This window comes from Lepagella muris (assembly GCF_004793975.1).
In the GTDB taxonomy this organism is placed as follows: domain Bacteria; phylum Bacteroidota; class Bacteroidia; order Bacteroidales; family Muribaculaceae; genus Lepagella; species Lepagella muris.
On record NZ_SRYB01000023.1, the window covers coordinates 20059 to 46982 of the forward strand.

General features: G+C 50.1%; 19 protein-coding genes. 8 read left to right on the forward strand and 11 right to left on the reverse strand.

What is annotated here, in order from left to right:
• The first annotated feature begins 43 nt into the window (after positions 1-43).
• Entirely contained in the window at positions 44-664 is a 621-nt protein-coding gene (locus E5331_RS13915) for a hypothetical protein (protein ID WP_123483239.1), read from the forward strand.
• A 110-nt stretch (positions 665-774) separates the two neighbouring features.
• On the opposite strand, the gene E5331_RS13920 is transcribed toward E5331_RS13915, so the two are convergent.
• Together E5331_RS13920 and E5331_RS13925 are read right to left on the reverse strand one after the other, a co-directional pair.
• Positions 775-3114 carry a monovalent cation:proton antiporter family protein gene (locus tag E5331_RS13920; protein ID WP_123483238.1) on the reverse strand — a complete coding sequence of 780 codons (2340 nt, stop codon included), beginning with the start codon at positions 3112-3114 and terminating at the stop codon, positions 775-777.
• A gap of 57 nt (positions 3115-3171) precedes the next feature.
• Positions 3172-4275, reverse strand: a complete 1104-nt coding sequence (locus E5331_RS13925; protein ID WP_168355243.1) for an AI-2E family transporter — start codon at positions 4273-4275, stop codon at positions 3172-3174.
• Positions 4276-4540: 265 nt separating this feature from the next.
• Here E5331_RS13925 and E5331_RS13930 point away from each other — a divergent pair, with 265 nt between their 5' ends.
• From E5331_RS13930 to E5331_RS13950, 5 genes are all read left to right on the forward strand, one after another.
• The gene (locus E5331_RS13930; RefSeq protein ID WP_123483236.1) at positions 4541-5773 is read left to right on the forward strand and encodes a D-alanyl-D-alanine carboxypeptidase/D-alanyl-D-alanine-endopeptidase; all 1233 of its coding nucleotides are present in this window, start codon (positions 4541-4543) and stop codon (positions 5771-5773) included.
• The gene (locus tag E5331_RS13935) at positions 5766-6476 is read left to right on the forward strand and encodes a hypothetical protein (RefSeq protein ID WP_135985501.1); all 711 of its coding nucleotides are present in this window, start codon (positions 5766-5768) and stop codon (positions 6474-6476) included. Before E5331_RS13930 ends, E5331_RS13935 begins: the two co-directional genes overlap by 8 nt.
• A gap of 36 nt (positions 6477-6512) precedes the next feature.
• Positions 6513-7223 carry a 16S rRNA (cytidine(1402)-2'-O)-methyltransferase gene (rsmI, locus tag E5331_RS13940; protein ID WP_123483234.1) on the forward strand — a complete coding sequence of 237 codons (711 nt, stop codon included), beginning with the start codon at positions 6513-6515 and terminating at the stop codon, positions 7221-7223.
• 24 nt (positions 7224-7247) lie between these two features.
• Entirely contained in the window at positions 7248-8111 is an 864-nt protein-coding gene (locus tag E5331_RS13945; RefSeq protein ID WP_123483233.1) for a Cbp1 family collagen-binding glycoprotein adhesin, read from the forward strand.
• Positions 8112-8247: 136 nt separating this feature from the next.
• Positions 8248-8760, forward strand: a complete 513-nt coding sequence (locus E5331_RS13950; RefSeq protein WP_135985505.1) for an SPOR domain-containing protein — start codon at positions 8248-8250, stop codon at positions 8758-8760.
• Positions 8761-8852: 92 nt separating this feature from the next.
• Here E5331_RS13950 and E5331_RS13955 read toward each other — a convergent pair whose 3' ends face one another.
• The 5 genes from E5331_RS13955 to E5331_RS13975 form a co-directional block, all read right to left on the reverse strand.
• Positions 8853-9899, reverse strand: coding sequence for a linear amide C-N hydrolase (locus tag E5331_RS13955; RefSeq protein WP_123483231.1), 1047 nt, complete (start codon positions 9897-9899; stop codon positions 8853-8855).
• Positions 9900-10196: 297 nt separating this feature from the next.
• Complete coding sequence (locus tag E5331_RS13960; RefSeq protein ID WP_136013272.1) at positions 10197-11831, reverse strand: glycoside hydrolase family 16 protein; 1635 nt, start codon at positions 11829-11831, stop codon at positions 10197-10199.
• A 113-nt stretch (positions 11832-11944) separates the two neighbouring features.
• A complete protein-coding gene (locus tag E5331_RS13965; RefSeq protein WP_135985511.1) occupies positions 11945-12793 on the reverse strand; it encodes a hypothetical protein in 849 nt (282 codons plus the stop codon).
• Positions 12794-12894: 101 nt separating this feature from the next.
• The gene (locus tag E5331_RS13970) at positions 12895-15009 is read right to left on the reverse strand and encodes a RagB/SusD family nutrient uptake outer membrane protein (protein WP_135985513.1); all 2115 of its coding nucleotides are present in this window, start codon (positions 15007-15009) and stop codon (positions 12895-12897) included.
• Between the two features lie 26 nt (positions 15010-15035).
• On the reverse strand, positions 15036-18296 hold the full coding sequence (locus E5331_RS13975) for a SusC/RagA family TonB-linked outer membrane protein (RefSeq protein ID WP_135985515.1): 3261 nt from the start codon (positions 18294-18296) through the stop codon (positions 15036-15038).
• A gap of 292 nt (positions 18297-18588) precedes the next feature.
• On the opposite strand from E5331_RS13975, the gene E5331_RS13980 reads away from it, so the two are divergent.
• Both E5331_RS13980 and E5331_RS13985 read left to right on the forward strand, forming a co-directional pair.
• Complete coding sequence (locus E5331_RS13980; RefSeq protein ID WP_136013273.1) at positions 18589-21771, forward strand: ligand-binding sensor domain-containing protein; 3183 nt, start codon at positions 18589-18591, stop codon at positions 21769-21771.
• Entirely contained in the window at positions 21746-22600 is an 855-nt protein-coding gene (locus tag E5331_RS13985) for a response regulator (RefSeq protein WP_136013274.1), read from the forward strand. Before E5331_RS13980 ends, E5331_RS13985 begins: the two co-directional genes overlap by 26 nt.
• A gap of 157 nt (positions 22601-22757) precedes the next feature.
• Here E5331_RS13985 and neuC read toward each other — a convergent pair whose 3' ends face one another.
• The 4 genes from neuC to E5331_RS14005 form a co-directional block, all read right to left on the reverse strand.
• Entirely contained in the window at positions 22758-23921 is a 1164-nt protein-coding gene (gene neuC, locus E5331_RS13990) for a UDP-N-acetylglucosamine 2-epimerase (protein ID WP_135985519.1), read from the reverse strand.
• A gap of 19 nt (positions 23922-23940) precedes the next feature.
• Positions 23941-24939, reverse strand: a complete 999-nt coding sequence (gene neuB / locus E5331_RS13995) for an N-acetylneuraminate synthase (RefSeq protein ID WP_123483229.1) — start codon at positions 24937-24939, stop codon at positions 23941-23943.
• 177 nt (positions 24940-25116) lie between these two features.
• Positions 25117-25788: a NeuD/PglB/VioB family sugar acetyltransferase gene (locus E5331_RS14000; protein ID WP_123483228.1), complete on the reverse strand. Its 672-nt coding sequence runs from the start codon at positions 25786-25788 to the stop codon at positions 25117-25119.
• 187 nt (positions 25789-25975) lie between these two features.
• Positions 25976-26782 carry a TrmH family RNA methyltransferase gene (locus E5331_RS14005; protein WP_123483227.1) on the reverse strand — a complete coding sequence of 269 codons (807 nt, stop codon included), beginning with the start codon at positions 26780-26782 and terminating at the stop codon, positions 25976-25978.
• Positions 26783-26924: the final 142 nt, after the last annotated feature.

Genomic DNA, 26924 nt, shown 5'->3' on the forward strand with positions numbered 1-26924 from the left:
CCACAGATGAGGAATAGTCGTTTAATGAAAATATTCAATAGAAATGAAAACAGGATTATTTTATGCATTCGGAGCCTTCTTGCTTGTGTCATGTTCAGGCAGTCAAGGGAAGGGTAGCGCAGATAGCGACAGCATAGAGGAGACGGCATCGCTTGTCGATTCGATTCCGGCTGAGCCTCGTCCGGTCCTGACGAAAGACAGTATCGGCGGGATATTTATAGGAGAGTCGGTCAACGACGTGCCTGACGCCATAGAGGGTCTCTACACGGCGAAGGAGAACGGAGCATCGCCTGATGCGGTGACAATCGTCTTCAAGGGGGCAGAGGGAGAGCGTTTCATCGCATACGATTTCGGCGAAGGGAAGATCGATGTCATCAACCTTATCGACACAGTGGCGCAGGTGAAGGCACCGCGCGGCATGTTCGGCATAGGGGATAAGTTCAGTAATGTGCTTCAGTTGCCGGGGGTCGAGACAGAATGGTCGGGCTATGACAATTCGGGCACGTGGTATTGGAAATGGGAGGGGTTGTGGTTCGCTCCTTCGCAGGAGACGATATCCGAGAATCTGAGCCGTCGGCTTTACCAGCCAATACAGGCTCCGACTCCGGCGGATTTCGACGACAGCGTTACTGTGGGCTTCATCGGCACCGGATTGCCGTTCTGATCCGCAGAGAGCAACGCTCCATCTTATTAAAAAAGCAAGGAGGCAGGAAGAATTTGATTTCTTTCTGCCTCCTCGGTTTTAGCTTAGGGCTATTCAAGGGGCTTTCCGCGCTATTTCATTGCGTCGATGCGGGAGGCATCGCCAACTACCCAGACGATATCGCCTTCGCGCAGCACGGTGGAGGGACCGGGTTGCTCAAATTCATCTTCACCGCGTTGCACTTTCACGATCATGCTGTAGTAGTCGGTGCGTAGGTTGGTCTGTCCGAGAGGTATGTTGATGATCGGCGAGGAGGCTGAGAGGAGTATGCTGCGCAGGGCAATTTCCGGCTGAGTGGTCTCCACTGCCATGAATGCCGCCTGATCACGTTCGATATCGTCGTTAAGCTTTTTTATCTGTTCGTCGGTGCCGATCACTCCGAGTATGTCGCCGGGGAATATCCTGGCGTCGATGGAGGGTAGGGGCATCATGCGGTCGCCGCGCTGTATGCTTGAGACGCTGATGCCGTAGTCATCACGCAGACCGGAATCCTTCAGCCTGTCGCCGACAAAGGGGCAATATGCACCCACCTGTATGTATGCCTGATGCAGGTCGCTCACAAGATTATTGTTGATGCCAAGTCGGGTGTTCTCCCGTATGTTGAGGTTGTCGATGAATTTCTTCTCGATGTTGCCATATCTCACCATTAGCTTCGACGATGCGAAGATCAATATCAAGGCGAAGCATACCACCCCGACAATCCATGCTATCATTGAGTTGTAGGCGATTGATATCATATAGACTATGAAGAAGAGAGTGATCAGATAGCGTATGATCTTCATGGCGACGAGAGGCACGTCGTAGAAACTTGCCGAGGCATGGAGCTGCATCTTCTCATCCGGTTTTGTGGAACTGAACGATAGGGCAAACAGGAATGGAAGCATACAGGCGAACGTGATGGCAGTGGCTATAATCCGCCACCATGCCCCCATGTACTGATGGGTGAGCGGGAAGAGGAATTGCCTCGACACGAGGATTATGGCGAGAAGCACCACGGAGTAGAGGAGTATGCGCCATACGTAGCGGCTCAGTATCTCCTTCCAGAGCCGTTTTGTCTCGCTCGAGTCGGTCACTTGCTTTGAATATCTGTCGATGAGGAAACTGAGTTTCTCGGGAAGGTGCTTCTCCACGAATCCGTAGGCAGGCTGCGAGAGCTTCACGAAATAGGGGGTGGTGAAGATGGTGATGACCGACACCGCCACGATGATGGGGTAGAGGGAAGGCTCCAGCACACCGAGGCTCATGCCGAGCGATGCTATGATGAAGGAGAACTCGCCTACCTGCGTCAGAGTGAAGCCGCTCTCTATCGCCACTCTGAGCGATTGCCCCGTGACGAGCATACCGAGGGTGCCGAAGAATATCATGCCGCAGATCACCACCACTGCCAGGATAAGAATCTCACTCCAATAGGACACGAGCACCGAGGGATCCACCATCATTCCCACCGATATGAAGAAGACTGCACCGAAGAGGTCTTTCACCGGGAGCACCACTCTCTCCATCCTCTCCGCCACCATCGTGCCGGCAAGTATGGAGCCCATCACGAATGCACCCAGCTCAAGGGAGAATCCGCATACCACCGAGAATATCGCCATGGAGAAGCATAGTCCCATCGCCACTACGAGCAGAGTCTCATCGTTGAGGAAATTCTTTATCTTGGATAGGAAGGAGGGAAGAACATATATGCCGACCACACACCAGATGATGAGGAAGAAGATCAGTTTGCCGATAGAGAACAGCAGCTCGGTCCCTTCGATGTTGCCCATGGCGAGCGACGACAGAAGCACGAGCATGAGAACGGCGAATAAGTCTTCGATTATCAGGACGGCAAGGACGAGCGACGCGAATTTCTTCTGCCTCATGCCGAGGTCGGTGAGCGTCTTCAGGATTATCGTCGTGCTCGACATGGATATCATGCCTCCGAGGAATATGCAGTTGATATAGTTCAACTGTAGAATCTTGCCGACACCGAATCCGGCAAATGTCATGCCGGTGATGATGATCAGTGCGGTGATTATCGCCGATGATCCGGCGTTCATCAGTTTCTTGAAACTGAACTCCAGACCGAGGGTGAACATCAGCACGACGATGCCGAGGTCCGCCCAGAACTCGATGTTGTCAAGATTGGAGATTGAGGGCAGATACTCAAACTTAGGGCTTGCGAGGAACCCGGCAAGAATGTAGCCGAGCACTACAGGCTGCTTCAGTTTCTTGAAAAGGAGGGTCACGATGGCGGCAAGGAGCAGAATCCAAGCGAGGTCGCCGATGAGCCCGTTGGTATGATCCTCCACATCGGAAGATTTGGTGGCATTGTGATCGTCGTTGATTTCGGTATATACTGCCGTCTCGAGTTGGTCGACGGTCTCTTGCGACGAAATGTCAAGGTTGGTTGAGATAGGGAGATTGATCATGTGGGGGGGTATGGTTTATGGGTTAAGGGTTAAGGGTTATGGGGGATGGTTTATGGTTTAATTATGTCGGTCATATCGCTGCACGATATACGTATTATAATAGGAGAGGAGCAGGCTCGTCATGGGGAGAGCGATAATAAGTCCCATGAAGCCGAGAAGCGTGCCCCAGATAGATAGCGACAGCAGGATTATGGCAGGGTTCATGCCCATTGCCTTACCCATTATCTTGGGAGTGAGGATAAGATCCTGTATGCACTGCACAATGACGTAGACCGCCATACTCTCCCAGAAGATAACCCAGAAATTCACTCCCGTGCTCGCTGTGCATACGATGCATAGGATTGCAGTGATGGGGAGGGATATCAGCTGAAGATACGGGACCATGTTGAGCATTCCGATAAACAGCCCGAGGATTACCCCCATCGGTAGTCCGATTATGAGAAATCCGATGGAGAACAATATCCCGACAATAGACGCTATGAGGAATTGTCCGCGGAAATACCGGTTCATTGCATCCTTTATGTCATTCCCGGTGCGGTATGCCCATTTTCTGTGAGCGACCGGCACGAGCTGCTTGAATCCGAGCATTATCCGTTCGTAGTCAAGCATGATGAATATCGTGTATAGCACCACGATCAGCCAGCTAAGCAGCCCCAGGATGAATGCGAGACCGGAGCTTAGAAAGGTCCATGATGAGGATACAGTAGTCTTAATCACTTCCTTCCATTCCTCCTTTGATAGAAGCATCGAGATGGAATTAATGTCGATGTTGTCGCGTATGAATGCATGGATGTTGTCGGAGATATAGGGTATCTTGGTTTTGGTGGAAGTGTAATGCTTCAGCATATCGGTCATCTCTGAAGTCTCCGACACGAGATAGGGGGTGAATGTCACGAAGAATAGAGTGAGTACTAATGCAGCTTCCAATAGAGTCAGCACTACGGGGAGGAACCGGGATTGGGTCCGTATGATCTTCATGTTCCACCTGACCACAGGCTCAAGCATATACGCAATCAGGCAAGCGACGAGGAACGGGAGTAGCACCCCTTTCAATATCTCCAGCAGATATAGGATGGCTATGACGAGAATCACGGTGAAGGAGATTCTCACAACGCGGTCGAAAGTGTAAGGGCGTCTGACGGTGTTTTGTTGAATGTCCATCTGAAAGATAATGATAAATAGATAATGATACGATGGCGGGGCAACGCCCGAGAGAATGCCACCGGATGCCATTGAAGTGAAAATTCAGAGAGTAAAATTAGTAACTATTTCTCATGTGACAAAAAACTTGGATGAAATTCAGAAAAACTTTTGTAACTTTGTGGCGATAGAAGAGTCCTGACGCCTGCACCGGTCGGAATTTACAGGAAAGACGGCGCGAGCGAGGAGTGAAATTTCATAACTTCAGAAGATAGGGAAATGCAATATGAATAGAATCATAATGCTGATGGCGTTGCTGCTCGTGAAGGCAACGCTGCTTATGGCGGTCACGTCAGAAGAAGCCGTCAGAAAATTTGTGAATACGTGTGGAATACGCCCGGAATCAGTGGCGGTCATGATAGTGAATCTTGCCGATGGCGACACCTTGGGTCAACATAACACCTCCATGCCGCTGCTTCCAGCCTCCATCATGAAGGCAGTCACTACAGCCACGCTGCTTGAGAAGGCAAGTGCCGACTATCGTTATCATACTCCTATATATATCGACGGTCCGCTCGACATGGGTATACTGAGAGGGAATCTCATCGTGGAGGGTGCGTGCGATCCGTCGGTCAATTCCGCTGTGGAGCCATTCGGTCAGGATATAATAGAGGAGATTACGGATGCCCTGCGTCTTGCCGGCATCACGAAGATAGAGGGTAATGTGTTGATAGACGAGACAGCCTACGGAGGCACACCCCGTCCGGCATCGTGGCATCCATCGGATTTCAAGGAGGCGTATGGCACAGGGATACATACGTTTAATTTCGAGAACAATGCCAACGGCAGGAAGTCGGTGGAGAATCCGTCGAGAGTGTTTATGTCGCGGTTGAAGAGGGCTCTTTCTGCTGAGATGATCACAATTGACGGCAAGGATCTCGGCGAGGGTAAGCGCACGCTGCTTTTTGATCACGTCTCTCCTCCGGTGGATGAGATTATGAGGTCATGCATGATGCGCAGCGACAATATGTTTGCGGAGGCAATGCTCCGCACGTATGGCAAACTTGAGGGGAAGGATGGCTCGACAGAGACAGCTGCTACGAGAGAACTTGCCTATTGGACCGATAGGGATATGCCGATGGAGGGGGTGGAGATAATAGATGGCTCAGGTCTTTCGAGAAGTAATCGTGTCACGGCTGACTTCATGACCGGGATGCTCGGCGTCATGGGCGACAATGCCACATACGCCTCCTTCTTTCCGCTTGCAGGACAGGAGGGCACGTTGAAGAGCTTCCTTGCGGAGACTCCGCTTGACAGTTATATTGCGATGAAGACGGGGAGCATGAAGGGGGTGCAGTGTTATGCCGGATATAAGGTAGATGAAAACTATATGCCGACGCATTCCGTTGTGATTATCATGAACGACATAACGGGAAGCCGGTCGAAGGCGAAGAAGGCTGCGGAGACAATGCTTCTTGAAATATTTTGTAACGAATCAAATATCAAGGAAAATGAATAAAGATGAACTGAACAGGCTGCTTGACAGCGTATATGAGCTTGAGGGACTGATCCACCTTGCCTTGGCACGTGAGGATTGTCCGGAGGTGGTGCCCGGTCTAATATTGCGTAAGGCTGAATCCTTGCCTAAGTTGGCGGCATCAATCATCGGAAGACGCGATAATCAACCGATGCAGGAGACTGTGACGGTAGGGATTATTGCGGATGAGCCGGAGTATCAGGATCCGGTTGAGATGGTTGATGACAATGCGGTTGATGGAAATGCGGTTGATGATGAGGAGGATATGCCGGAATGTCTGTCCATGTCGGAATGCCTGGCAGTCACAGATGATTTTGAAGATGACCCTGTAGCCGCTGCTACTGATGATGAGCCGGCAGCGATAGAGCCGGAGAAGGAGGATTCCGTTGTGGCGACACCGGAGTCACCGGCAGTACCGGCGGTACAAGCGATGCCGGAAGTGCCGTCAAAGGGAGCTGTGAGAGTGCCACGCGGACGCCTGGTGTTTACCATCAATGACCGTTTCCGTTTCAAACGCGAATTATTCAATAATTCCGACATAAACTTCAATGAGACGCTTGCCCGAGTGGCATCAATGGAGGGATATGAGGAGGCGGAGGATTATTTCGTGGATGAACTCCAATGGGATCTGGAGCGTCAGGATGTGGCGGATTTTCTTGAGATACTCAAGAATTATTTTAAATAATCCTTATTGAAATCAAATCCTTATTGAAATCAAAAAATGAGCGGGAAATTATATATAGTGCCTACGCCGGTGGGGAATCTTGACGACATGACCTTTCGCGGAGTGGAGGTCTTGAAAAATGCGGATCTGATACTTGCGGAAGACACTCGCACCTCGGGGGTGCTTATGAAGCATTTCGGGATATCCGCGCCCATGCGCAGTCATCACAAGTTTAATGAGCATGAGGAGGCACCCAAGATTGCCGACCGTATACTCGGCGGCGAGAACATCGCGTTGATCTCAGATGCCGGCACTCCGGGCATCTCCGATCCCGGCTTTATGCTTAGCCGGGAATGTCGCAGACTTGGTGTGGAGGTGGAATGCCTTCCGGGAGCGACAGCCTTTGTGCCGGCGTTGGTGGCATCGGGTCTGCCGTGCGACAGATTCGTGTTTGAGGGTTTCCTTCCGCCCAAGAAGGGTAGGTCAACGCGTCTCGCTCTTCTGGCTGATGACGACCGTAGCATCGTGATATATGAATCGCCCAAACGGTTGCCCCGCACGTTGCGTCAGTTGGCGGAAAGCTTCGGTGCCGACAGGGAGGCGTGTGTATGCCGAGAGATCTCCAAGATGCACGAGACGTATCATCGTGGCAGTCTTGGAGAATTATCAAATTATTTTGAACAGAACAATCCTAAGGGGGAAATTGTTATCATAATAAGCGGTCGGGATAAAAGGAAAAACGACAGCGATGATTGTTTAAAACTATAAACAAACTAAACCATAGATAAAAAGATGAAAAAAAGTTTTATCCTCTTAGGAATTGGAGCCCTTCTGCTCTCCTCATGTGCAGGCAATGACAAGAAATTAGCAGAAGATTCAGTAAGAATAGCTGAACTGCAGGCAGACTATACGGAAGCAGCCAGTTTTAATGATTCCCTGATGCTCCTTATGGGGGATATCTATACGGGACTTGACTCCATCAACATGCAGGAGGGGCTGCTCTACAACATGGGCAGCGGCGAGAGCGTTGACCGTCGTGCGGAGATTCGTCAGAATCTCGCCAACATTAAGGCACGTCTCGCCACCAACAAGGCTCTTCTCGAAGACATGGAGGCAAAGCTTAAAGCCAGTGGTAAGGACAACAGCGTGCTTTCAAAGACAATCACTCAGCTGAAAGACCGCATCGCACAGCAGGATCAGAAGATTGCTCAGCTTGAAGGCGAACTTGCTAACGCTAAGACCCAGATCCAGGATCTCACCAATCAGGTGACAGAGAGCCAGGAGCAGGTCAAGACGGAGACGGCGGCTAAAGAAGAGGCCCAGGCTCAGGCTCAGGCAGTGGAGAATGCAGCCAACACAGTATATTACGCCATCGGCACGAATAAGGAGCTGAAGAAGAATGGACTTCTTGAGAAGAAATTCCTTGGTCAGACAAAAGTGCTGAAGGGCGACTTCAACGAATCTTATTTCACGAAGGCAGACAAGCGTTCGCTTTCAGTGATACCTACCGGTTCGAAGAAGGTTAAGATCTGGACAAATATGCCGCAGGATTCCTACAAAATTGTGGAGAACGCCGACAAAACCAAGACAATTCAGATAACAAATCCGCAGGAATTTTGGAGTATGACCACATTCCTCGTGATACAGATAGACTAAAATAAATCTTACATATAGGGTTCGGAGACGGGATCTGCAGATCTCGTCTCCGTTTTTTTCTGAATTAGAGTCTTATGAATTTCGGTAAAATTGCTTAATTTTGTCGCAATATTTTTTATTGGAAATGGAGATGAAGATGAAGAAATCATTGATACTATTGAGTGTGGCGATTGCCATGACAGGAATGGTGGGTTGTAAGCCCACGGAGAAGAATTATCAGGCTGCCTACGACGTGGCGAAGAAGAAACGCCAGGCATCGGATGCGCTTGATGCCGAGCTCGGCATCCCCTCGGGAGGGCTGATTAATACTGACGGTCCCATGTTGCATGTGGTTCATGGCGACTCAGTGTATGTTAAGATGGATCGTATCCGTATGTTGGAATCGTCGTCGGGCAAGCTGCAACAGTATAACGTGGTTGTAGGCAGCTATAAGATGAATACGAATTGTGTGGCACAGGTGGAGGATTTGTGCAGTAAGGGCTATTCCGCGTTTGGGGTAATGAACGCCGATAGGGTTTACTACGTCATAGCCGGCTCGTTCCCAACGCTGGAGGAGGCTGCCGCATTTGATACACTGTTTCAGAGAAAGGAGAGGGGGCAGGTTTATCCCGGACTGAACGGCAAGCCGGTGATAATCATGCGGCCATAGTTGGAGTCTTACCGGTAAAAAGAATGTCCGTACCGACGGAAGACGATACGGACAATTGTCTGATAAGACTGGGATATATTAGGAGATTGGATTTAGTATATGGGATTGAATGGTGTGGATTTATTGAGGGCATGGTTTGCCTCCCCTACGAGGTTCTTCTCTTTCGACGTGTCGAGTTTTAATACGGGGGCGCCCTTCCGCAGATCGCATTTCGAGAGGTCGACATAGTAATATCCGGGATTGGTCACTATGTCAAAATAATAACGCTTGTTCTTGACATCGGCATACGAACGCCACTGAGTGGATGATACGTTTGGCTCACCCTCGATCAGATAAGTGTAGGGCACACATGACGGCACAAGCACACTCCGGCATATACTCACGGCAAGGGCGGGGTCGCTAACCGCATCCACATGATGAGCGAAATAATTGGCGCGCACGCATCTGTCAGGACTGCTGACTGTGCCGGGAAGCATATTCTTTCCGCCTATCTTATCCCAATAATTTATGATGGCCTTCATGTCAGACCATTGAGGGTCGTTTGTCATTGCCCATACGTCATCCATATCATAGACCTTCACTACTCCATGGTCAAATTCCAGAATGGCACTCTTCCCCGAAGCATCCGTGATGCCCCAATGTAGAGCCGAGACGGTGCCCCCGTCGAAAGTGGCGCCGCTCAAGGTGAAATCATGCTTCTCAAGCACCTCCACCACCTCATCCGTAGTGGCATTCATATCAAGAAGCCAGCCCACGAACATGGAAAGGGACATCGGCGGACGGTTGCGTGTATCCTCATTGTCATATACAGTCCCCTTGCAGAACAGACCGTTGATGACAAGTCCCTTCTCATTCATGCCTTCAGTGATGCCTCCGTCATACCCCACGGCATAGACGGCACCATATTTAGAGGTCCATGACACTGCCCCCGGGGCATCTGAACCCACCTTTGCCATACCGGCGGGATAGACATAAAGATTGGTGGGGATAGGTGTTTTCCAGTCGAGCGAACGACCGACCACGAATATTGAGTCAGCACCGTGATACACCACACGAGTGCAGGCACCCGAATTTTCAGGAATAGCAAGAGCGGCGGCAGCAATGGCAGCGCCTGCCACAATAGATTTGATGTGTTTCATAGCTATAGTGAGATTTATATAATCATGTCAAATTACGACGGTGCTGTCCGTCATCAATAACAAAACAACTGTGAGAGGCAATAGGTTTATTATTGTAGTGGTATAAACTTCATTAATAAGCAAGTATTTTTTCGGTATACCACAGGCATATCCCTCGGATAAGAATATTGAAAGCCATCCCGTATGATCAAACAATTGGGATGGCTTTAACTTACGGCATTGTATGCCGCTGACCATAAAAACAAAATTTTTACCTAATTTTTCTACATTAGAACCATAATAGAAGGGAAAACTACTTTATAAAATGACTTTTCGGGAGGAATTGCCCTCTACGAGTATATACACATCACCGGAGCCACGAAACTCTTCCGAGTCATTACCTACTTGAATGCCTTGCAGATTATAAATCCTTTGATTTTCAGATGGAGCGGATGTCGTTATTGATTCGATGCCTGAAGAGGCGTTTTCCTCGCCGTCAGCCACGGTGAAGGTCGGTTCGGAAATCACCTCGTCAACTTTATACTTGGCTTTTCCATCGGTTCCGATCTTCTGGTAGACGCGAGCATAGTCCACGAGATAGCGGAGCGGGCGGGGAGTATTCTCCAGCGATCCGCCGTTGATGCCGCCGAGGGCGAGGTTCAGCCATAGCATGTGGCGCACGTCGCGGAAGGGGTTGCAACCGTTGCCGTGGTCAATTCCTGCGAGATCGCCTGTCGGGATGTCGTTATCGGTGGTGTCGAGATCGATATTGTTCACGAGGATATCGTCACACCATAGCTCCATGTGGTCATAATCCCACACCATGCGCCAGATATGATACTCATCCCCCCAGCCGGCACCGAGTTCGTTGTCGTGCACAGTCGCACTGTTCCAGTGGCCTGCCCAACGTTTTCCGTCGCCCCAGCATACGTTGGCATGTATGCGGTTGCCGTAATACTCCATTATGTCGATCTCGCCGCCGTAGGGCCATTCATGCTGCATACCGGTAGACCATATAGCAGGCCAGCTCCCGACATACTGCGGCACTTTTGCACGCACCTCATATATGCCGTATTGCCATGTGTATCCGCCATCCCATGCACCTTTTGTCTGCATTGAGCCGGAGGTCCACGTCAGATACTTGCCGATATTTGAAGGCCACGACTTGTTGTAGCGGTCGTATGTCGGATTCTTGATCTTCTCGTCAAGCACGTTGCGCCCCTCGATTACGAGCACGCCGTCCTGAATGTAGGTGTTCTTGTCACCGTTGTAATACTGATCCTCCTGATTACGCTTGAAACCCTCCTCAAAGTTCCATATTTCGCTGTCGGGCTTGCCATCCTTGCTGAACTCCTGAGCGAAAACGAGCTTATAGCCTTCGTAGGCGTTGGCACGTGGGTCATCAGCGGGAAGAGTCTTGTCGGCATAGAAGTCGGTCGGGGTCTCGGTGTCGGTCTTATACAGATCCGCCTCTTCAATCACCCATAGATGCTTCTCCGTGTCCTTACCGTTTTTGTCGGTATATACGGCAGATCCGGATTTGGTATCGTCCACGCCCATACAGTTCTTTGATTCGTTCATGCCGACGTTCTGTATCACCACATATTCCGGATTAGCCTCAGCCACAGCGATGCGGTGTTGGGATAGGGGTATGCTTCTTGAGATGGCAGTGCTTGTCCATTTGTTGTCGGAGCCGCAGAACATACCGGAACTCATTCTTTTGATGCCATATACCCCCTCCTGACCTTCAACGGGCACAAACTGCACGATCTGGGAGTTATCATCCACCTTGTCGGCAATACGGCTGTTGAAACGTGCATCTGTGAGATATAGTCCGCTGACGTGGCGTATGCGGTAATATTTCCCGGCTTCCGGAGTGGTAACACCCGCTGCCAGGCAGCATGCAATTGGAGCGGCAGCAGCGAGAGCTATTGCGAAGAGTCTTGCTTTCATAATCTGGAAATCTAAAATTATTTAGAAACCGCCATGTCCCTTCGGCCATGCTGTCGGAGGAATATGGCGGTTAGGTTGATTGTTAAAGGTTATAAGTTCCTTATCAGTTGGGATCAGAGAACCACCTTAGTAGACTTGTTGCCCTGCTTGCGGATGTAGATGCCCTTCATATCTGAAGCAGCATTCACGCGTACACCCTGAAGGTTGTAGTATTCTACAGGAGCATTCTCGTCGATCTCCACTTCATTTACAGCAGAAGGAGTCTCCTCATCACCCTCGGCAGAGTAGATGCGAACGTTGTCGAGATCCATCCAGAGGTCTTTCGTATTAGGAACCCCCTTATCGTTTTTATCTCCATAATAGTTGCCAAGATAGAAATTAAGGAATACCTGGTCAGAAGGAGCCGTGAAAGTGTAGGCACAATATACCATATCCTGACCTTCAGCCATGTTGCTTGCTTCTGTTATCATTTTTCCGGCTTTGTCTCCATCTACTTCACTGAGAGTGAAACCATAGTTCGGATCCGGAGTCCAATTTTTGCCTTCACCCTGGTTCTGAGCGATTAGAAAATCAAGGGTGTACTGACGACCCGGAACGAGGTTCTTGACAATCTGACTGGCATTGATGGTGGTCCAACCGTTTTCATGGTATCCATGGAAATGAAGATACTGCATGTCTTCTTCGGGACGGAGATCGCCATCACCGGCATACTCGTCTCCAGAGAGAATCCAGATTGTACCGTTCCACTCACCACCCGTGTTTGTATTCCAACCGGGAAGGGTTTCGAGGTTGTACCAAGTGTTTGCGGGATCCCAAGTGTAGCCGCCGGGTACAGCCTGCACGTAGTTGGTGTCTTCGAAGTTACCGTTGGCAACGAGATTGTTCACCTCATCAAGAGGATTCTGTGCGCTCATCGGGAGCACCGCAGCTGCGAAAGCTGCGAGAAGTAAAGATTTCTTCATAATTGATTTAGGTTAAAAATTTGTTTGGATATTGTTTTTATCGGCACCGGGAACCGGGACCCGATTCCCGGTGCTGTCTTATATTTTTTCAGAAGATGTTATCACTCAGTTGCAGGAGTGTCGTGAGTAGTGCCCCAATAAGGATTCTGGTAGATTGGGGAAGTGGAATAGTCGCCCCCCTGTGCAGTCTGAAGGAAGTGATCTTCAGCTATCGGGTCAAGGTAATGAGCCATTCTCCAGGTGTAGCCGCTGTTATACCAGTCGTTTTTGCTCGACACGCGGAGAAGAGATAGATACTCCGGATTGCCATTGAAGCCACCATCCACATCACTTGGAGAGGATACATTGTTTTTATCAGGGTCTCCCTGATCGTATTTCAATTTTGACTTCTTTGCCCAGTCGAGCATCGGACCAAACACCTTGCATCCATGTTTGTAGTAGCGGTTGGTCTTCAGCTGTTCAAGAGCACGCCAGCGGATGAGGTCATCCCAACGCAGGCCTTCACCCATAAGCTCGCAGCGGCGTTCACGGCGAATGTTATACAGCACCTTTGAAGTGATACGCTTGCCGCCGGAATAGAGTGCGAAGTCGTGGCTTGTCTGCTCCTCCTTGTCAAGGTCGGTTGCAGCGATAGTCACCTGTACGTCAGAGGGAAGACCGGCACGCGTGCGGAGCTTGCCCCAATAGTTCCAGGCATCAGCGTCAAGACCATCACCATATTTCTCCCATGCAGCCTCCATATAAATGAGGTAGGCCTCAGCCGTGCGGAAAATTATTGCGGAAGTCAGATCGAAACCACCCTTGCTCCAAGTGGAGTTCTTAGCCCAACCTTTACCTTTCGTGTAGCCGGTAGAAGTGGTGAAGTCTACACCACCGGAAATAAGAGCCGGGAATTTCAACTCCTTGTCATTCTTATTCTTTTTACCCTCGCCGATACGCTGCTTGTCGCCCTCATATACGTATTCACCGGGAGCCTTCATGAATAGACGCCATCTCCAGTCGCGATTCTCTTTAGTGTCAGCCACGAAATCATCACCGGCATAGCCACTGCCCTCAGCATAGATAGGCAGACCGTTGTCCATAAGGAATGTGTTGGCAAACTCCTGAGTATATCCTCTTCCGCCTTTTATATACTGATTCAGGCAGTGACCGCCGCCGATATCAAGATTATATACCCTATACATCAGAGCCTCATCCTGACCGGAAGGATCCTGTGTGGCGAAAAGGTCATAGTAAGGATTTGTGGGCAAGCCGGTCATCTCCGCACCGATCATCTTCTTATTGTTGACAGTCAGGTTGGGATGACGTTTTGCGATATCACCTGATGCAGCAAGAGCTTGGTCAAGGAAGAAGTTTACTTCCGAATCATTGTCATAGCTGAAAGATGAGTTATAGGCCATACGGGCACCGGGCCAACCGGCAGATTTGTCGGGCACAAAGGGTGTGCCTGCGAAATACTTCTCGAAAGTAGCCTCATAGAGAGCCACGCGTGCCTTGAATAGGATAGCGGCATCACGGGTGATTCTGGTGCGTCCTCCTGTGGCACTTCCGTCGGAAAGGAGACTGATAGCCTTATCAAGATCCTCAAGGATGAAGCGAGCCACGAGATTGCGAGGCTTGCGGGCAGAACTGTCTACAAGCACCTCTTTGTCGAGCGGCAGGGTAGTGCGGATAATCGGGAAATCACCGAGAGAGCGCAATTTGCCGAAATATTCAATCGCACGCAGCATATATACCTCACCGATATAGTGCTTTGTCAGGTCTTCAGCTCCGCTGATCTGTCCTGCCTCATATTTCGGGACCACAGTCTCAAGGAAATAGTTCAGGTCGTTGATGCGTCCGAACCCCCAGCTTCCACCGGAATTGCCGACTTTCACTTTAGATGAGCCATCAAAGAAACGGTCGTTGGTGCCGCTCTCGTTGTCAGTGCCTTGGTCATCATCAAAGAATGACTTATAGGAAGAACCACCGACGCCATGATGAGGAAAGGCATTATCCCAACGAGAACCTGAGACATTTCCTGTATTATCATCTTTGGTATAATAGTTATAATACTTGATGGCGTATGCACCGAGTTGGTCGGCGGTCGTGAAATAAGTCTCCGGGGTCACGTCTGATGGAGGTGTTATGTCGAGATAGTCATTACATCCCACAGTAGCCAATCCAAATAGGGCTATGACACCCAGACGAGAAAGTTTATTATATATGGTATTCATTTATTTCTTTTATTTTAAGAAGATATTTAGAAATCAAGGCTAAGACCGAAAGAGAAGGTCTTTGCGATAGGATAGGAAGATCCGGATTTCATTGTAGACACTTCAAGCGACTCCGGGTCCATCACCTTCGACATCTTCGTCCAAGTGAAGAGGTTTTCCGCAGAGAAGAATAGGCGCAGTTTCTCGCAATAGAACTTGCGTGTGAGGTTCTGCGGGAGGGTATATCCGATCTGAAGATTCTTCAGACGCATGTATGAAGCGTTCTGGAGATAGCGCGTCTGAATCTCACGGTTCTTATTGGTGTAGTATAAAGGACGAGCATAATATGCGTCTTGATTTTCACCAAGGAGGCTGTTCTCATCACGCCAGTAGTCAAGATGCTCTTTCAGGAATATTGATTCCCAACGTCCGCCACTTGTCGCGCCCCAGAATACGGCACTCTTTCCGCCTGTGCCTTGACCACCGTTCGGATCAAAGTAATAGTCGCGTTTAAGCACTCCTTGGAAGAACAGTGTGAGGTCGATACCTTTCCATTCGCCGTAGAGATTAAGGCCAAAACGGTATCTGGGCTGACTGTTGCCGATAATCTTAAGGTCGCCGAGGTCATCCTTGGTTGTGCCCTTTGTGATTTTTCCGTCGCCGTCAATATCGGCATACATCATGTCGCCACCTTGCCAGTTTGAGCCGATTGCATCCTGATTGACTTTCGACAGATGGTCTGCCATCTGTGCATCATCACGAGCCACGCCGATAGTAGTGAGACCGTAGATATTCCCTACGACCATATTCTCGATATATTTGCTGATATAATTCTCGGCATTTGGATATTTGGTGATCTTTGTCTGGTCGTCAGAAAGATTCAGTTTTGCAGAGTAGTTGAAATCCCCTACATGGTCACGCCAGCCGATCTGAAGTTCCCAGCCGTAAGTGCGCATTGCGAGAGAGTTCTCTTTAGGCACTGCCGCACCGAGCACAGCGGGATAAGTCACCGGAGGACCTACCATATCCTTGTTGTTACGCCAGAAATAGTCGAAAGATGCAGTCAGTCGGTAATTGAAAGCCGATACGTCCACACCGAGGTTGGTGTTACGGATTTTCTCCCATGTCAGGTTGGGGTCAATCAGGGCGGGGAACCATGACGTGTTAGGTTTGCTTCCATTTACAAGCCAAGTGTTGCCTTGATTTTCAACTCCCATGACACGATATGTAGGATACCAGCTGTTGGTATTCTGGTTGGCGAGCTGACCGTATGATCCACGTATTTTGAAGGCGGGTACCCATTCGGAGATCTGCTCCCAGAATTTCTCGCGGTCAACATTCCAACCCACAGAGAATGACGGAGACCATACCCAACGGTGTTCAGCGCGGAAACGAGATGACCCGTCATATCGTATATTCCCTTCAAACAGATATTTCCCGTCATAGTCGTAGTTGATACGCCCGAAGAAGCCGGTAGTGCGCCATTTCTGATAAGCACCTCCGATGCCGTAGCTCTCTTGGCTTGAAGTCAGGTCAAGCACGGGGAGATCCTCCACCAGCATATCGTTGCGGTTAGCACTGAGATTGCGGTATTTGAAGTCTTCAGCCTGGAAACCTACGAGCACTTTGAAATTGTGCATATCCTTTATGCTGAAGTTATAGTCGGAGAAGAGGTTGTAGTTTAGGTAAGTGGAACGATATGAGTATTCCGATACGTTGGAATCCTTTCCTGAGTCAAAAGCGAGGTGAACGCTCTCATGACTAAGCCCCTCAAGGTCATCGGCATCATGTGCATATACCGGCTTTGAATCTTGGTGAGTCCAGTCGTTGTTTACGCGGGCGTTAAACTCACCTGTGATGTTCCACCCTGAAATCGGATTGATGATAAGTTTGAACTGGTTGGTGAAGGCATCATTCTGTTCTGTGTGCTCGCCACCGTTTTCAAGGTGCTCGATATAGTTGTAGTCGGCAGCGATGTATCCGTTGGGGTCATACTTGGGGTTTGTCGGCGGCAGACGGCGTATCACCTTCTCATAGAATCCGCCTGTCATGATTGTCGGGCGGTCATACTCGGTGCGTATCCAGCGGCTCGTGTACTGTGCGGTCAACCAGGGATATAGTTTTGCGTTCACTTTACCCATAATAGAGTAGCGGTCATACTTGTCGTTACCATATTTAAGGAAACCGCCCTGATCGAGGAAGTTGCCGGAGAAATAGTAAGTCACCTTGTCGTTGCCACCGTTGAGAGTCACGTTATGCTCCTGAGCGAAGGCAGTCTTCTTGTAAAGCTCGTCGATCCAGTTGACGTTGGCAAACGTGCCGCTGCACTCGCCTGTACCCCAGCGACGGCTTGAGCCGTCCCATTTGTTCTCATAGATATAATTGTCGCTCTTTCCGGTGTAATAGTCATACGCCTGATTCACGAAATCCTCCTCAAACTCCAGTTTATTGGAGGTGTAGCGTTGCACATCGTTGAGATAGTTGATGTATTCCCATGAGTCCATCATGCTCATCGGGGTGAGGGGCTGGTTGAAGCGGAAGGAGTTGCTGTAATGTATTGCAGTTTTTCCTGAAGAACCACTCTTTGTAGTGATAAGGATTACGCCGAAAGGTGCGCGCGAACCGTAGATAGATGATGCGGCAGCATCCTTTAGCACAGAAATGCTCTCGATATCGGCGGGGTTCAGTGTGTTCATGTCACCCTCCATTCCATCGATAAGGATAAGAGGCGAGCCGTTGGAGCCGTCGCCGATTGTAGCCATACCACGCACGTTGACCGACTTGCTTGCGTTCAGCTCACCGCCGCTTGACGAGTTGGAGATGTTGAGACCCGGGATTACACCCTGTAAGGCAGCGGCTGCATTCTGCACCGGTCTGCCGGCAATGTCCTTTGCCGTTGCTACGCCTACGGCGCCGGTCAGGTTGACTTTCTTCTGGGTCGCGAAACCTACGACCACCACATCGTTGAGCGTGCTTGCGCTATCTTTAAGGTGTATTTCCACAGGTTCCCCCGGTTTTACGGTGAGTTTCTGAGGCTCACACCCGATATAGGTGATCTCAAGTTCAAGAGGTTTTGATGAATTGATAGTGAATACACCATCAACATCAGTGACGACAGCTTTTACATTTTTGTCGGTAGGTCGAACAGTGGCTCCGATTGCCACTTCACCCATCGCGTCGTAGACAGTGCCTGACACGATGCCGGCATCTCCGGGAGCGGCATACGCCTTGCCGGAGAGGAACGCGGTCACTGCGATTAGCAGCATTGCCGTGATCCGTTTTAGATTTGTTAGGTAGGATTGTTTCATGAGTTTATCGGTTTTTGATAATAAAGTCGAAGTTTAAGTGGGTCGGTTGTTATGTCGGACTGCTGTGTGGCTCCGATTCGGCTGCAAAGTTATTAAGCGTAATGGTGAATTGTCGGGGTGATTTTCAGAAAAAATGGGACTATTTTCTGAAAAGGGGGTGGTTTTGTGGATAAATGGCAGGTGGATGTTAAGAAATACAGATTACTACCTTTTATGTATCAAAAACAGGTTGTAGTCCGGTTTGTAGTCTCCCGAAGAGTCTCTAATTTTGTATGATAAAAAAAGACAGACCATGAGAATGCTAAAAATCATTGTTCTCTTACTTAGTTTTCTCTCCTTTTCAGCCCAAGGATCTTCACAGGCATCTTTTCCCACATATTTCAAGGAAGTGTCGTCTGCCGATGGACTTCCCGATAATTCTGTCAATGTCGTGACAGAGGATCACTATGGGAGTATATGGGTGGGGACCTGGAATGGTCTTGCCCGTTTTGATGGTAGGGATGTGGAGGTATTCCGTCATTCAGAATCAGACACCACTTCTCTCCATAATAATATGGTGAGGGCACTTTATCCATATAAGGGGGGCATATTTGTTGGAAGTGATTATGGTCTGGATTTCTATTCCTTCGGAGACGGCAGATTTATGCGTTGTGGCGTGTCGGATGGCACGGAATCCTCATCGCGTCCGCTGACTGTACGCATCAGTCGACTTTGTGAAAGCGGAGGGTATCTTTTCGCAGTTACGTCAGATGGTGATATCCTCAGATATGACCCCACCACGCATGTCAGTGGCGCCTATACATTCAAGCGGCTACCTCGTGACACGGGAAGAAGATATGCCGATATGTGTCGAGGGGGGAGTGGTAGGCTTCTCGCATTGTCAAACGACGGGATCACCGTGTTTGACCGCACGGGAGAGATAGAGATAACGATGAACCGGATGCCGTTCAAGTTCAGCCATAATCTCAATATCTTCTGCGACACGCTCCGCAATGAAGTCTATGTGGGTGGGGGCATAGGGGAGAGATCGGTGTCATTTGTCATGGATGACAAGCGTGGCAGTCTTAGGGAGAATTCGGAATCATACATTCCCTCGGATCTTATGGCAACCATTCTTGATAATGATGGCAACGTGGTGTTTGCCACAGATGGCGGTGGAGTCGTAGTCAAGCGCACAGATGGGGATATGGATAGTTTCACTCCGGGAAATTCCACACTTTTGGCAGACGTGATCTATTCTCTTTATTGCGACCGTAGAGGGAATCTCTGGTGTGGCAGCTATCGTCGTGGGTTATTTCTAATGTCATCGGAACTTAACCGCTGTAGGGTGTATGACATCCGTTCGGCGATATCGTCGTTCAATATAGTCACTGGAATGGTAAAGATAGGTTCAAAGATGTATCTGACCCTTGACGGCGGTGGACTTGACATATATGATGTCAATACGGGGGAAAGGATAAACAGGAACAGCGGTAATTCAGAGATACCGGGGAATAATGTCACGTCGCTTGTCAGAGATGGCGACCGCCTGTGGATGACGGTATATTCCCACGGGCTTGTGGAATATGACATAGCGGGTGATTCGTTTGTATGCCATAGACTCGATGAGAGGGTGGAGCCGGGAAATCTTGTCTGGACCCTGGCGGACGACGGCTACGGGCATATCATTGTCGGGGGTAGATACCTTCATAGCTTCGATAAGGCTTCCGGCAGCTTCCGAGAGTTGCTTCCCGGCGAGGAAATTGATGTGATGAGCATAGTCAGGCGCGAAGAGGGGATCTGGGTCGGGAGCCGTCTGAAAGGGGCATTCCTGTTTTCGCCGGGCGATTGCCGGGTGGTGGGTCGCTGGTCGGATTTTTCGGAGTCTGGGACTAAGGTGCCTTCACATTGTGTGGAATGTATTTATCCTGACAGCAAAGGGAGGATATGGCTCTCTCTCGGGAATGCCGGGCTATGCAGCATGAGTAGCGGGGATCCGAAGGGGGAAGTGCGGTTTTACGGCTCTTCCGACGGACTTTCGGAGACAAGGGTGAGAAGTATCGTGGAGGATCCGGACGGGAATCTATGGCTTGGCACAGTCAACGGTCTGTTTCGCTACATACGCAGCCAGGATAGGTTTGTAAAAGTGCAGGGAGCACGTATCCCGGGAGAATATACATCAAACGCTGCTGCGCTTATTGACGGGGAGATCTTTATGGGGACTATCTCCGGACTTGTCTCCCTTCCTTATTCATACATGGAGAGAAGGATGCCGATGCTCCCCACGTTGATTTCCCGTATAGATATTTTAGGGGCAGGTGAGCGACGCATCCCTCTCTATGGCACGGGACACGGGCGAGTGGATCTGGCATCGGATGAGGATTTTTTTACGGTATCATTCTCTGTGCCTGAGATGACTCATCCTGACAACATACAGATAGAATGTTTTCTTGAGGGGTTTGACCAGAGATGGCGCAACGTCACTGACACGCGCCGCGCCACCTATACGAATGTGCCTCCCGGAGAATACGTGCTGAAAGTGCGTCATGCTGAGGCTGATGGAGAGTGGCGCGACGAGGAGAGAATGACGATAGTTGTAAGGTATCCGTGGTATCTTTCCGTATGGGCTCTTGTGTTGTGGGGGCTTCTTGCGTCGGGAATAATCATAACGGTGTGGCGTCTGCGTAAGCACTACGTGGTGCAGCGGGAGAAGGCTGCGGAGGCACAGCGTGAAAAAGAGAATGAGCGGAGACTCACAGAGGCTAAGCTCGATTTCTTCGCCGGCATATCTCATGAGTTGCGCACCCCCTGCTTCCTTATCTCTGCACAAATAGAAGAGATCGTCAATTCCGGCAGCGGCACTGTAAGTGTCGGGGCATTGAAGGGCATCTATCGCAATTCGTTGAAACTTAACAAACTTATAGGTAACGTGATGGATATCCGAAAGATGGAGACTGGCAATCTGAATCTTCTGGCAAGGGATACCGACGTCACCGCCCTCTTGCGGAGCCTGATGCCTGATTATGAGGGGTTATGTCGGCAGAAAGGACTGTATCTCAAGTTTGACCTCCCCAATGAGCCGCTTCTTGCTCGGATTGATCCGGATAAGATAGAGTTCATAATGACCAATCTGATAACGAATGCCTATAAGTACACGCCGTCGGGAAAGGGGGGCGTGACGGTGAGCCTCACTAAAGACGACAGCTGTTTCGTGATAAAGGTCAATGATACCGGCATAGGCATAGTGAAGGATATGCAGGAGGCTATCTTTAACCCATTCTTCCGCACGGAGCGGGGGAGAAAGGAGAGTGTTGGTGACGGCATCGGTCTGTCGTTTGTCAGGAAATTGGTTGAACTTCATGACGGGGAGATCTCGGTAGAGAGTGAAGTGAATGTGGGTACGACATTTATTGTAAAAATTCCATTAGATAACAAACTGAATATCAGAAAATTGAAATCGGGGGGGGGTAGTGCTGCCGGAAGAGACTCCGGATGATGCAGGAGAGACGGTCTCCGGCATTAGCGTGCAAGGGGAGGGAGAGTCGGTAGATATTCAGGATCCGACCGCCACGCATTCCATTCTGATAGTGGAGGATGATGAGGAGCTGAGAAGAATGCTTTCAAGATCGTTTGGTTCGGATTATAAGGTTAAGGCGGTTGCCACAGGCGAGGAGGGCATAGAGCTGGGATCGGGTGGACATTATGATATCATACTTACCGACATAATGCTTCCCGGAAAGGATGGTCATGACGTTATCCGTGCTGTGAAAGGGGAAGGACGCAATGCAGACGTGAAAGTCATAGTGCTGTCGTCATTAAGTTCAGACGACGAGATGCTGCGGGCTTATCAGGAGGGAGCCGACATGTATCTGAGTAAACCGATATCGCTCAAGATGCTTCGTCACCATGTTTCTCACCTTCACTCGGAGCAAGATATCTCATTGATGCTCGTATCACCCTCCACGCAGGCAAGGAATTTTAATCAGGAGGAACGTAAGTTTCTGTTGCGTTGCCGCACGATCATCAATGAGAGCCTTATGGAGGAGGATTTCGGCATAGAGACGCTTGCCCGGAAGCTTGCGATGAGTCATTCCTCCCTATACAAGAAGATTAAGGGTTTGACTGGGGTTTCGATCATAGAGTTCATCAACGAGTATAAGATCTGTAAGGCGGTGGCATTATTCCGACAGGGTATGACGAATGTCCAGACAGTGGGTGAGATGTGTGGTTTCCGCGATATAAAGACCTTTCGTGAGGCATTCAAGAAGCGGATGAACATGCCCCCCAAGCAATTCATCCAAAGCCTATCACGCGATGACAGCTAAAAAAACTTCGTTTCAATCTTGTCATCCCCTTTCTGACTCTCAAGTACGGTGGGAAGGAGCTGCTGACGATGCACGGTCTGGGTCACCTCGACTTCGGTCCGCGTCACCTCTACCCTGCACTCAGTCTCTTCACGCAGCCTGATATAAAGAGTGAGGACTATCCTGGGATGTCGCGGAAGGGTGGCTTTGTGGGGGGGATGGGGTAGTGGAGAAGGGGTTGGAGGATGGATTGGAGGGTGTCGGGTTTCTCGTAGGGATTGCCGCAGTGGCGTGCCTGCTCTCGGAAAGTGTCGGAGAGCACTCTTTCAAGTCCTGCGGTGATCTCTTCCTCCGTCACCCCACAGTTTATCACGGAATCCCCTTGTGCACGCCCTTTCTGGCGGTCGCCGATGTTGAGGGTTGGTATGCCGAATGAAGGAGCCTCGATAAGTCCACTTGAAGAATTGCCTACAGCTGCAGCGGCATGACGTAATGCCGAGTAATATTTCAGCCTTCCCAAAGATGCCACCGCCTTCACGCTTTCCGGTCTTGATTGCGCCCATTGGCGTATCATTGTCGCCACGGTGCGTCCCCCCGTGTCGGAATTCGGCATGGTGAAGAGCACTCTCCATCCCTTGGCTATGATCTTGTCGAGAGAGGAAAGAAGTGCGGAGGTCTGACGTTCTTCCTCGCCGGGCTGGGTGGTCACGGGATGGAACGTAGCCACGACATACTTTTCACCGAGTCTGAAATCGATTGCTTTCTCCAATTCCTGTAGCGGCAGACCCTTCTCCTCGCGTATGGATTGCGCACCGAGAGAGCCTACATGAAACACGCGGTCAGGCTCCTCACCCATCTGGATTATACGTCGGGCGTATAGTTCGGTTGAGGTGAAATGCAGTGATGAGAGTTTGGTGATGGCATGGCGTATGCAATCATCGTAAGCCCCTTCCGTAGTCTCCCCACCGTATAGGTGAGCCACAGGTATGCGGAAAATAAGGGCTGCTGAGGCGGCAGCAAGCATCTCATACCTGTCGCCGAGAATCACGGCAAGGTCGGGACGCAGTCGCTCAAAGGCATCTGCCATACCGATCTGGGTCAGTCCCATCGACTTGACCGTGGCAGCTGGGGAATCGCCGGAGAGAAGGGAGTCTATCCTCGCATCCACGTCAAACCCGTCGGCGATAATCTCATTTACCGTCATGCCATACTCCTGAGAGAGGTGCATGTTGGTGGCTATCACTTGCAGCTGTGCGTCGTCAGACTCCTTCACGGCTCTCATAAGAGGCACCATTATGCCGTAGTCGGCACGTGTGCCGGTGATGAAACAGATCTTTCTCATTATAGGTGGTGATAGTGGGTCATAGTTCAATCAAGTCGTCGGGATGGTAATGGCGGGTGGCGGTCCTGCCGATTATGTCGTCCCACATCATCGGGGATATTCCCGTGCCCGGACGTTTCGTCGTGAGATTCTCCGGAGAGAAGGTGTCGCCCTCGCGTATCTCCTTCGCTGCCACGATGCTCTTGCGAGCCACCGACATGTTTCTCCTTTCAGACGGGGATACACTCTTTATCGGGGAGCCGAGAGCCATGGCGATATGCTTTATCGTCTCCACCATGTCGTGCAGTTCGGTGGGATCGAGGGATGCGGTATGATCCGGTCCGGGGAGATTCTTGTCGAGGGTGAAGTGCTTCTCTATCACGGTTGCCCCCATAGCCGTGGCGGCAATCGGCACCTCGATACCTTTCGTATGGTCGGAATATCCCACGCTCACCCCGAAAGCCTCATGCAGAGTGAGCATAGCCTTCAGATTGACGTCAATATAAGGGGTGGGGTATTGGGTGTTGCAATGGAGCAGGGTGATGTCGTTGCGGCATAATCCGCCGTCGTAAAGTGCTTTCAAAGCGTTCTCCACGTCGGCGAGTGTGCTCATCCCCGTTGACATTATCACCGGTATATGCTTTTCGGCAATAGCTCTCAGATAGGGTAGGTTGGTGATTTCGCCTGACGGTATCTTCATATACTTCATGTCGAGCGATGCGAGGAAGTCGATGCTCTCGATATCGAAGGGCGTGGATAGGAACCCTATCCCTTTCTCGCGGGCATGAGCCGCGATTTTCCTGAAATCATCGTGCGACAGCTCAAGCTGACGGAGCATCTCCCTCTGGTTGTCGGCATTGCAGTTCTTGCGCTGGTAGTCGGCGGTATCAGCCGAACAGGTCACAAGTTTATCGGAGGAGAAAGTCTGGAATTTCACGAAGTCGGCACCGGCATCCGCGGCGGCATCCACGAGTTGAAGAGCCATTTCAAGCGATCCGTTATGGTTTACGCCGGCTTCGGCTATGATTATCGGTCTCATAAAAAGATTCTGATTGATAAGTTTAAATGGTTTAAGGTTTAAAGTTTATGGTTTATGATCATTAAATTTTGTATAATGAAAAGATTCGTGTATTTTCGTGAATCTTAAACCTTAAACCTTAAACTATAAACCATAAACCACTGAAGTGTAGCTTGCGAAACTTCAGTGACTGAGGTTTCAACGCTTTTTCAGTCTATGTAATTTTAGAGGGGAGCCGTGGTATATCCCCGGTTCCGTAAGGTCTCTGTTGACGGTCGCGCCCATTGCTACGGTCACTCCGGATGCGATTGTCACCCCGTTCATCACGTTTGCACCCAATCCGATGAAGCAATCCTCTCCGATGGTGACTCCACCGCCTATGGTTGCGCCGGGACCGATAAAAGTGTTGTCGCCGATCACGCAGTCATGTTCCACGATTGCGCCTGTGTTGACGATTACGTTCTCGCCGAGACGGGCACGGTTGACGACTGCACGGTTGAGGATGGCACATCCGTTGCCTACCGAGGAGTGGCGGGTGACGATAGCTGTGGGGGCAATGACGCTTACAAATTCAGCTCCGGCATCACGATATTTCTGTATAAGCCTCTTTCGCTTATCCATCACCGGCAGACCGGCATATACGAAAGCGACATGGAATTTATAGTCTTCATCGGCGAGAGCCGCCACGGCGGAGTCGTCGCCACGCCATTCCAGCTCCATCAATGGGGAGGGGGAAAGTGCGGTGTATCCGGCAAAGAAGTTAGGGTTGGTTACAGCTTCCGCCACGGATAGGGCATGTCCGCCACCGCCGGCGAGTATTATCCCCTTGCCGTGGTCTGCAACGTCAGGATGATTGTTGGTATCAGTCATAATTATAGGCGGTATTATTTAAGTTTCGCAAGTTTTTCAACTTGCTTCACTTAAATGGTTTAAGGTTTAAAGTTTATGGTTTATGATCATTAAATTTTGTATAATGAAAAGATTCGTGGATTTCCGTGAATCTTAAACCTTAAACTATAAACTATAAACCACTGAAGTGCAGCTTGCGAAACTTCAGTTATTTATTTCGTATGCGCAGTTCCCAGAATGCCACGGCAGAGGCAGCCGCCACGTTGAGGGAATCGACTCCATACGCCATCGGTATCTTCGCGGTGTAGTCGGCATTTTCAATCACGTTGAGAGCGAGTCCGTCCCCTTCCGTGCCGAGTATCAGTGCGAGACGAGGCTCCGCAGCAAGGGCGGCATCGTCGATACTTACCGATTTATCGGTGAGAGCTAAGGCGACTGTCTTGAATCCCATCTCTTTGAGAGCTGAGATCGGCGCGTCAATCCACGTCCACGGCACAAGGAATATCGTGCCCATCGACACGCGCACGGCACGCCTGTTGAGCGGGTCGCACGATGTGGGGGTGAGTAGCACGCAGTCGATACCCAAGGCAGCGGCTGAACGGAAGATTGCGCCGATATTGGTGGTGTCGGTCACTCCGTCGATTACGGCGATTCTTCGTGCGTCGCGGCATAGATCGCGGAAATCGGCAGTACTCTTTCTGCGCATGGCGCATAGCACCCCACGGGTGAGGGTGTATCCGGTGAGTTGGGCGAGCATCTCCCTGCTTCCGGTGAATACGGGCGTGTCAGGGCAGGCGTCGATAATCTCCTTGGCGTCACCATTTATATGCTTCTCCTCGCAGAGCAAGGAGATCGGTTCGTAACCGGCTTGGAGAGCGACCTTTATCACCTTCGGACTTTCCGCGATGAAAATCCCCTTATCCGGATCGAGCCGGTTTCTGAGCTGGGCTTCGGTAAGCGAAGAATAGACCTGCACATCCGGCTCGGATAACGATTGAAGTCTGATAATATTCATGATTCTGCAAATTTATAATTTTTTATCAAAATCACAAAAAGCATGATGAAGTTTGGTATAACATTTAGACAACATCAGTTAATCATAATAATATTTGCAAATTTGATACAATATATATAAATTTGCAATTCGCGAATTGCAA

Excerpts from the sequence above, each read along its gene's own strand:
- E5331_RS13915 (WP_123483239.1), top strand. The coding sequence starts at position 44 with ATGAAAACAGGATTATTTTATGCATTCGGAGCCTTCTTGCTTGTGTCA.
- E5331_RS13920 (WP_123483238.1), bottom strand. The coding sequence starts at position 3,114 with ATGATCAATCTCCCTATCTCAACCAACCTTGACATTTCGTCGCAAGAG.
- E5331_RS13925 (WP_168355243.1), bottom strand. The coding sequence starts at position 4,275 with ATGGACATTCAACAAAACACCGTCAGACGCCCTTACACTTTCGACCGC.
- E5331_RS13930 (WP_123483236.1), top strand. The coding sequence starts at position 4,541 with ATGAATAGAATCATAATGCTGATGGCGTTGCTGCTCGTGAAGGCAACG.
- E5331_RS13935 (WP_135985501.1), top strand. The coding sequence starts at position 5,766 with ATGAATAAAGATGAACTGAACAGGCTGCTTGACAGCGTATATGAGCTT.
- rsmI (WP_123483234.1), top strand. The coding sequence starts at position 6,513 with ATGAGCGGGAAATTATATATAGTGCCTACGCCGGTGGGGAATCTTGAC.
- E5331_RS13945 (WP_123483233.1), top strand. The coding sequence starts at position 7,248 with ATGAAAAAAAGTTTTATCCTCTTAGGAATTGGAGCCCTTCTGCTCTCC.
- E5331_RS13950 (WP_135985505.1), top strand. The coding sequence starts at position 8,248 with ATGAAGAAATCATTGATACTATTGAGTGTGGCGATTGCCATGACAGGA.
- E5331_RS13955 (WP_123483231.1), bottom strand. The coding sequence starts at position 9,899 with ATGAAACACATCAAATCTATTGTGGCAGGCGCTGCCATTGCTGCCGCC.
- E5331_RS13960 (WP_136013272.1), bottom strand. The coding sequence starts at position 11,831 with ATGAAAGCAAGACTCTTCGCAATAGCTCTCGCTGCTGCCGCTCCAATT.
- E5331_RS13965 (WP_135985511.1), bottom strand. The coding sequence starts at position 12,793 with ATGAAGAAATCTTTACTTCTCGCAGCTTTCGCAGCTGCGGTGCTCCCG.
- E5331_RS13970 (WP_135985513.1), bottom strand. The coding sequence starts at position 15,009 with ATGAATACCATATATAATAAACTTTCTCGTCTGGGTGTCATAGCCCTA.
- E5331_RS13975 (WP_135985515.1), bottom strand. The coding sequence starts at position 18,296 with ATGAAACAATCCTACCTAACAAATCTAAAACGGATCACGGCAATGCTG.
- E5331_RS13980 (WP_136013273.1), top strand. The coding sequence starts at position 18,589 with ATGAGAATGCTAAAAATCATTGTTCTCTTACTTAGTTTTCTCTCCTTT.
- neuC (WP_135985519.1), bottom strand. The coding sequence starts at position 23,921 with ATGAGAAAGATCTGTTTCATCACCGGCACACGTGCCGACTACGGCATA.
- neuB (WP_123483229.1), bottom strand. The coding sequence starts at position 24,939 with ATGAGACCGATAATCATAGCCGAAGCCGGCGTAAACCATAACGGATCG.
- E5331_RS14000 (WP_123483228.1), bottom strand. The coding sequence starts at position 25,788 with ATGACTGATACCAACAATCATCCTGACGTTGCAGACCACGGCAAGGGG.
- E5331_RS14005 (WP_123483227.1), bottom strand. The coding sequence starts at position 26,782 with ATGAATATTATCAGACTTCAATCGTTATCCGAGCCGGATGTGCAGGTC.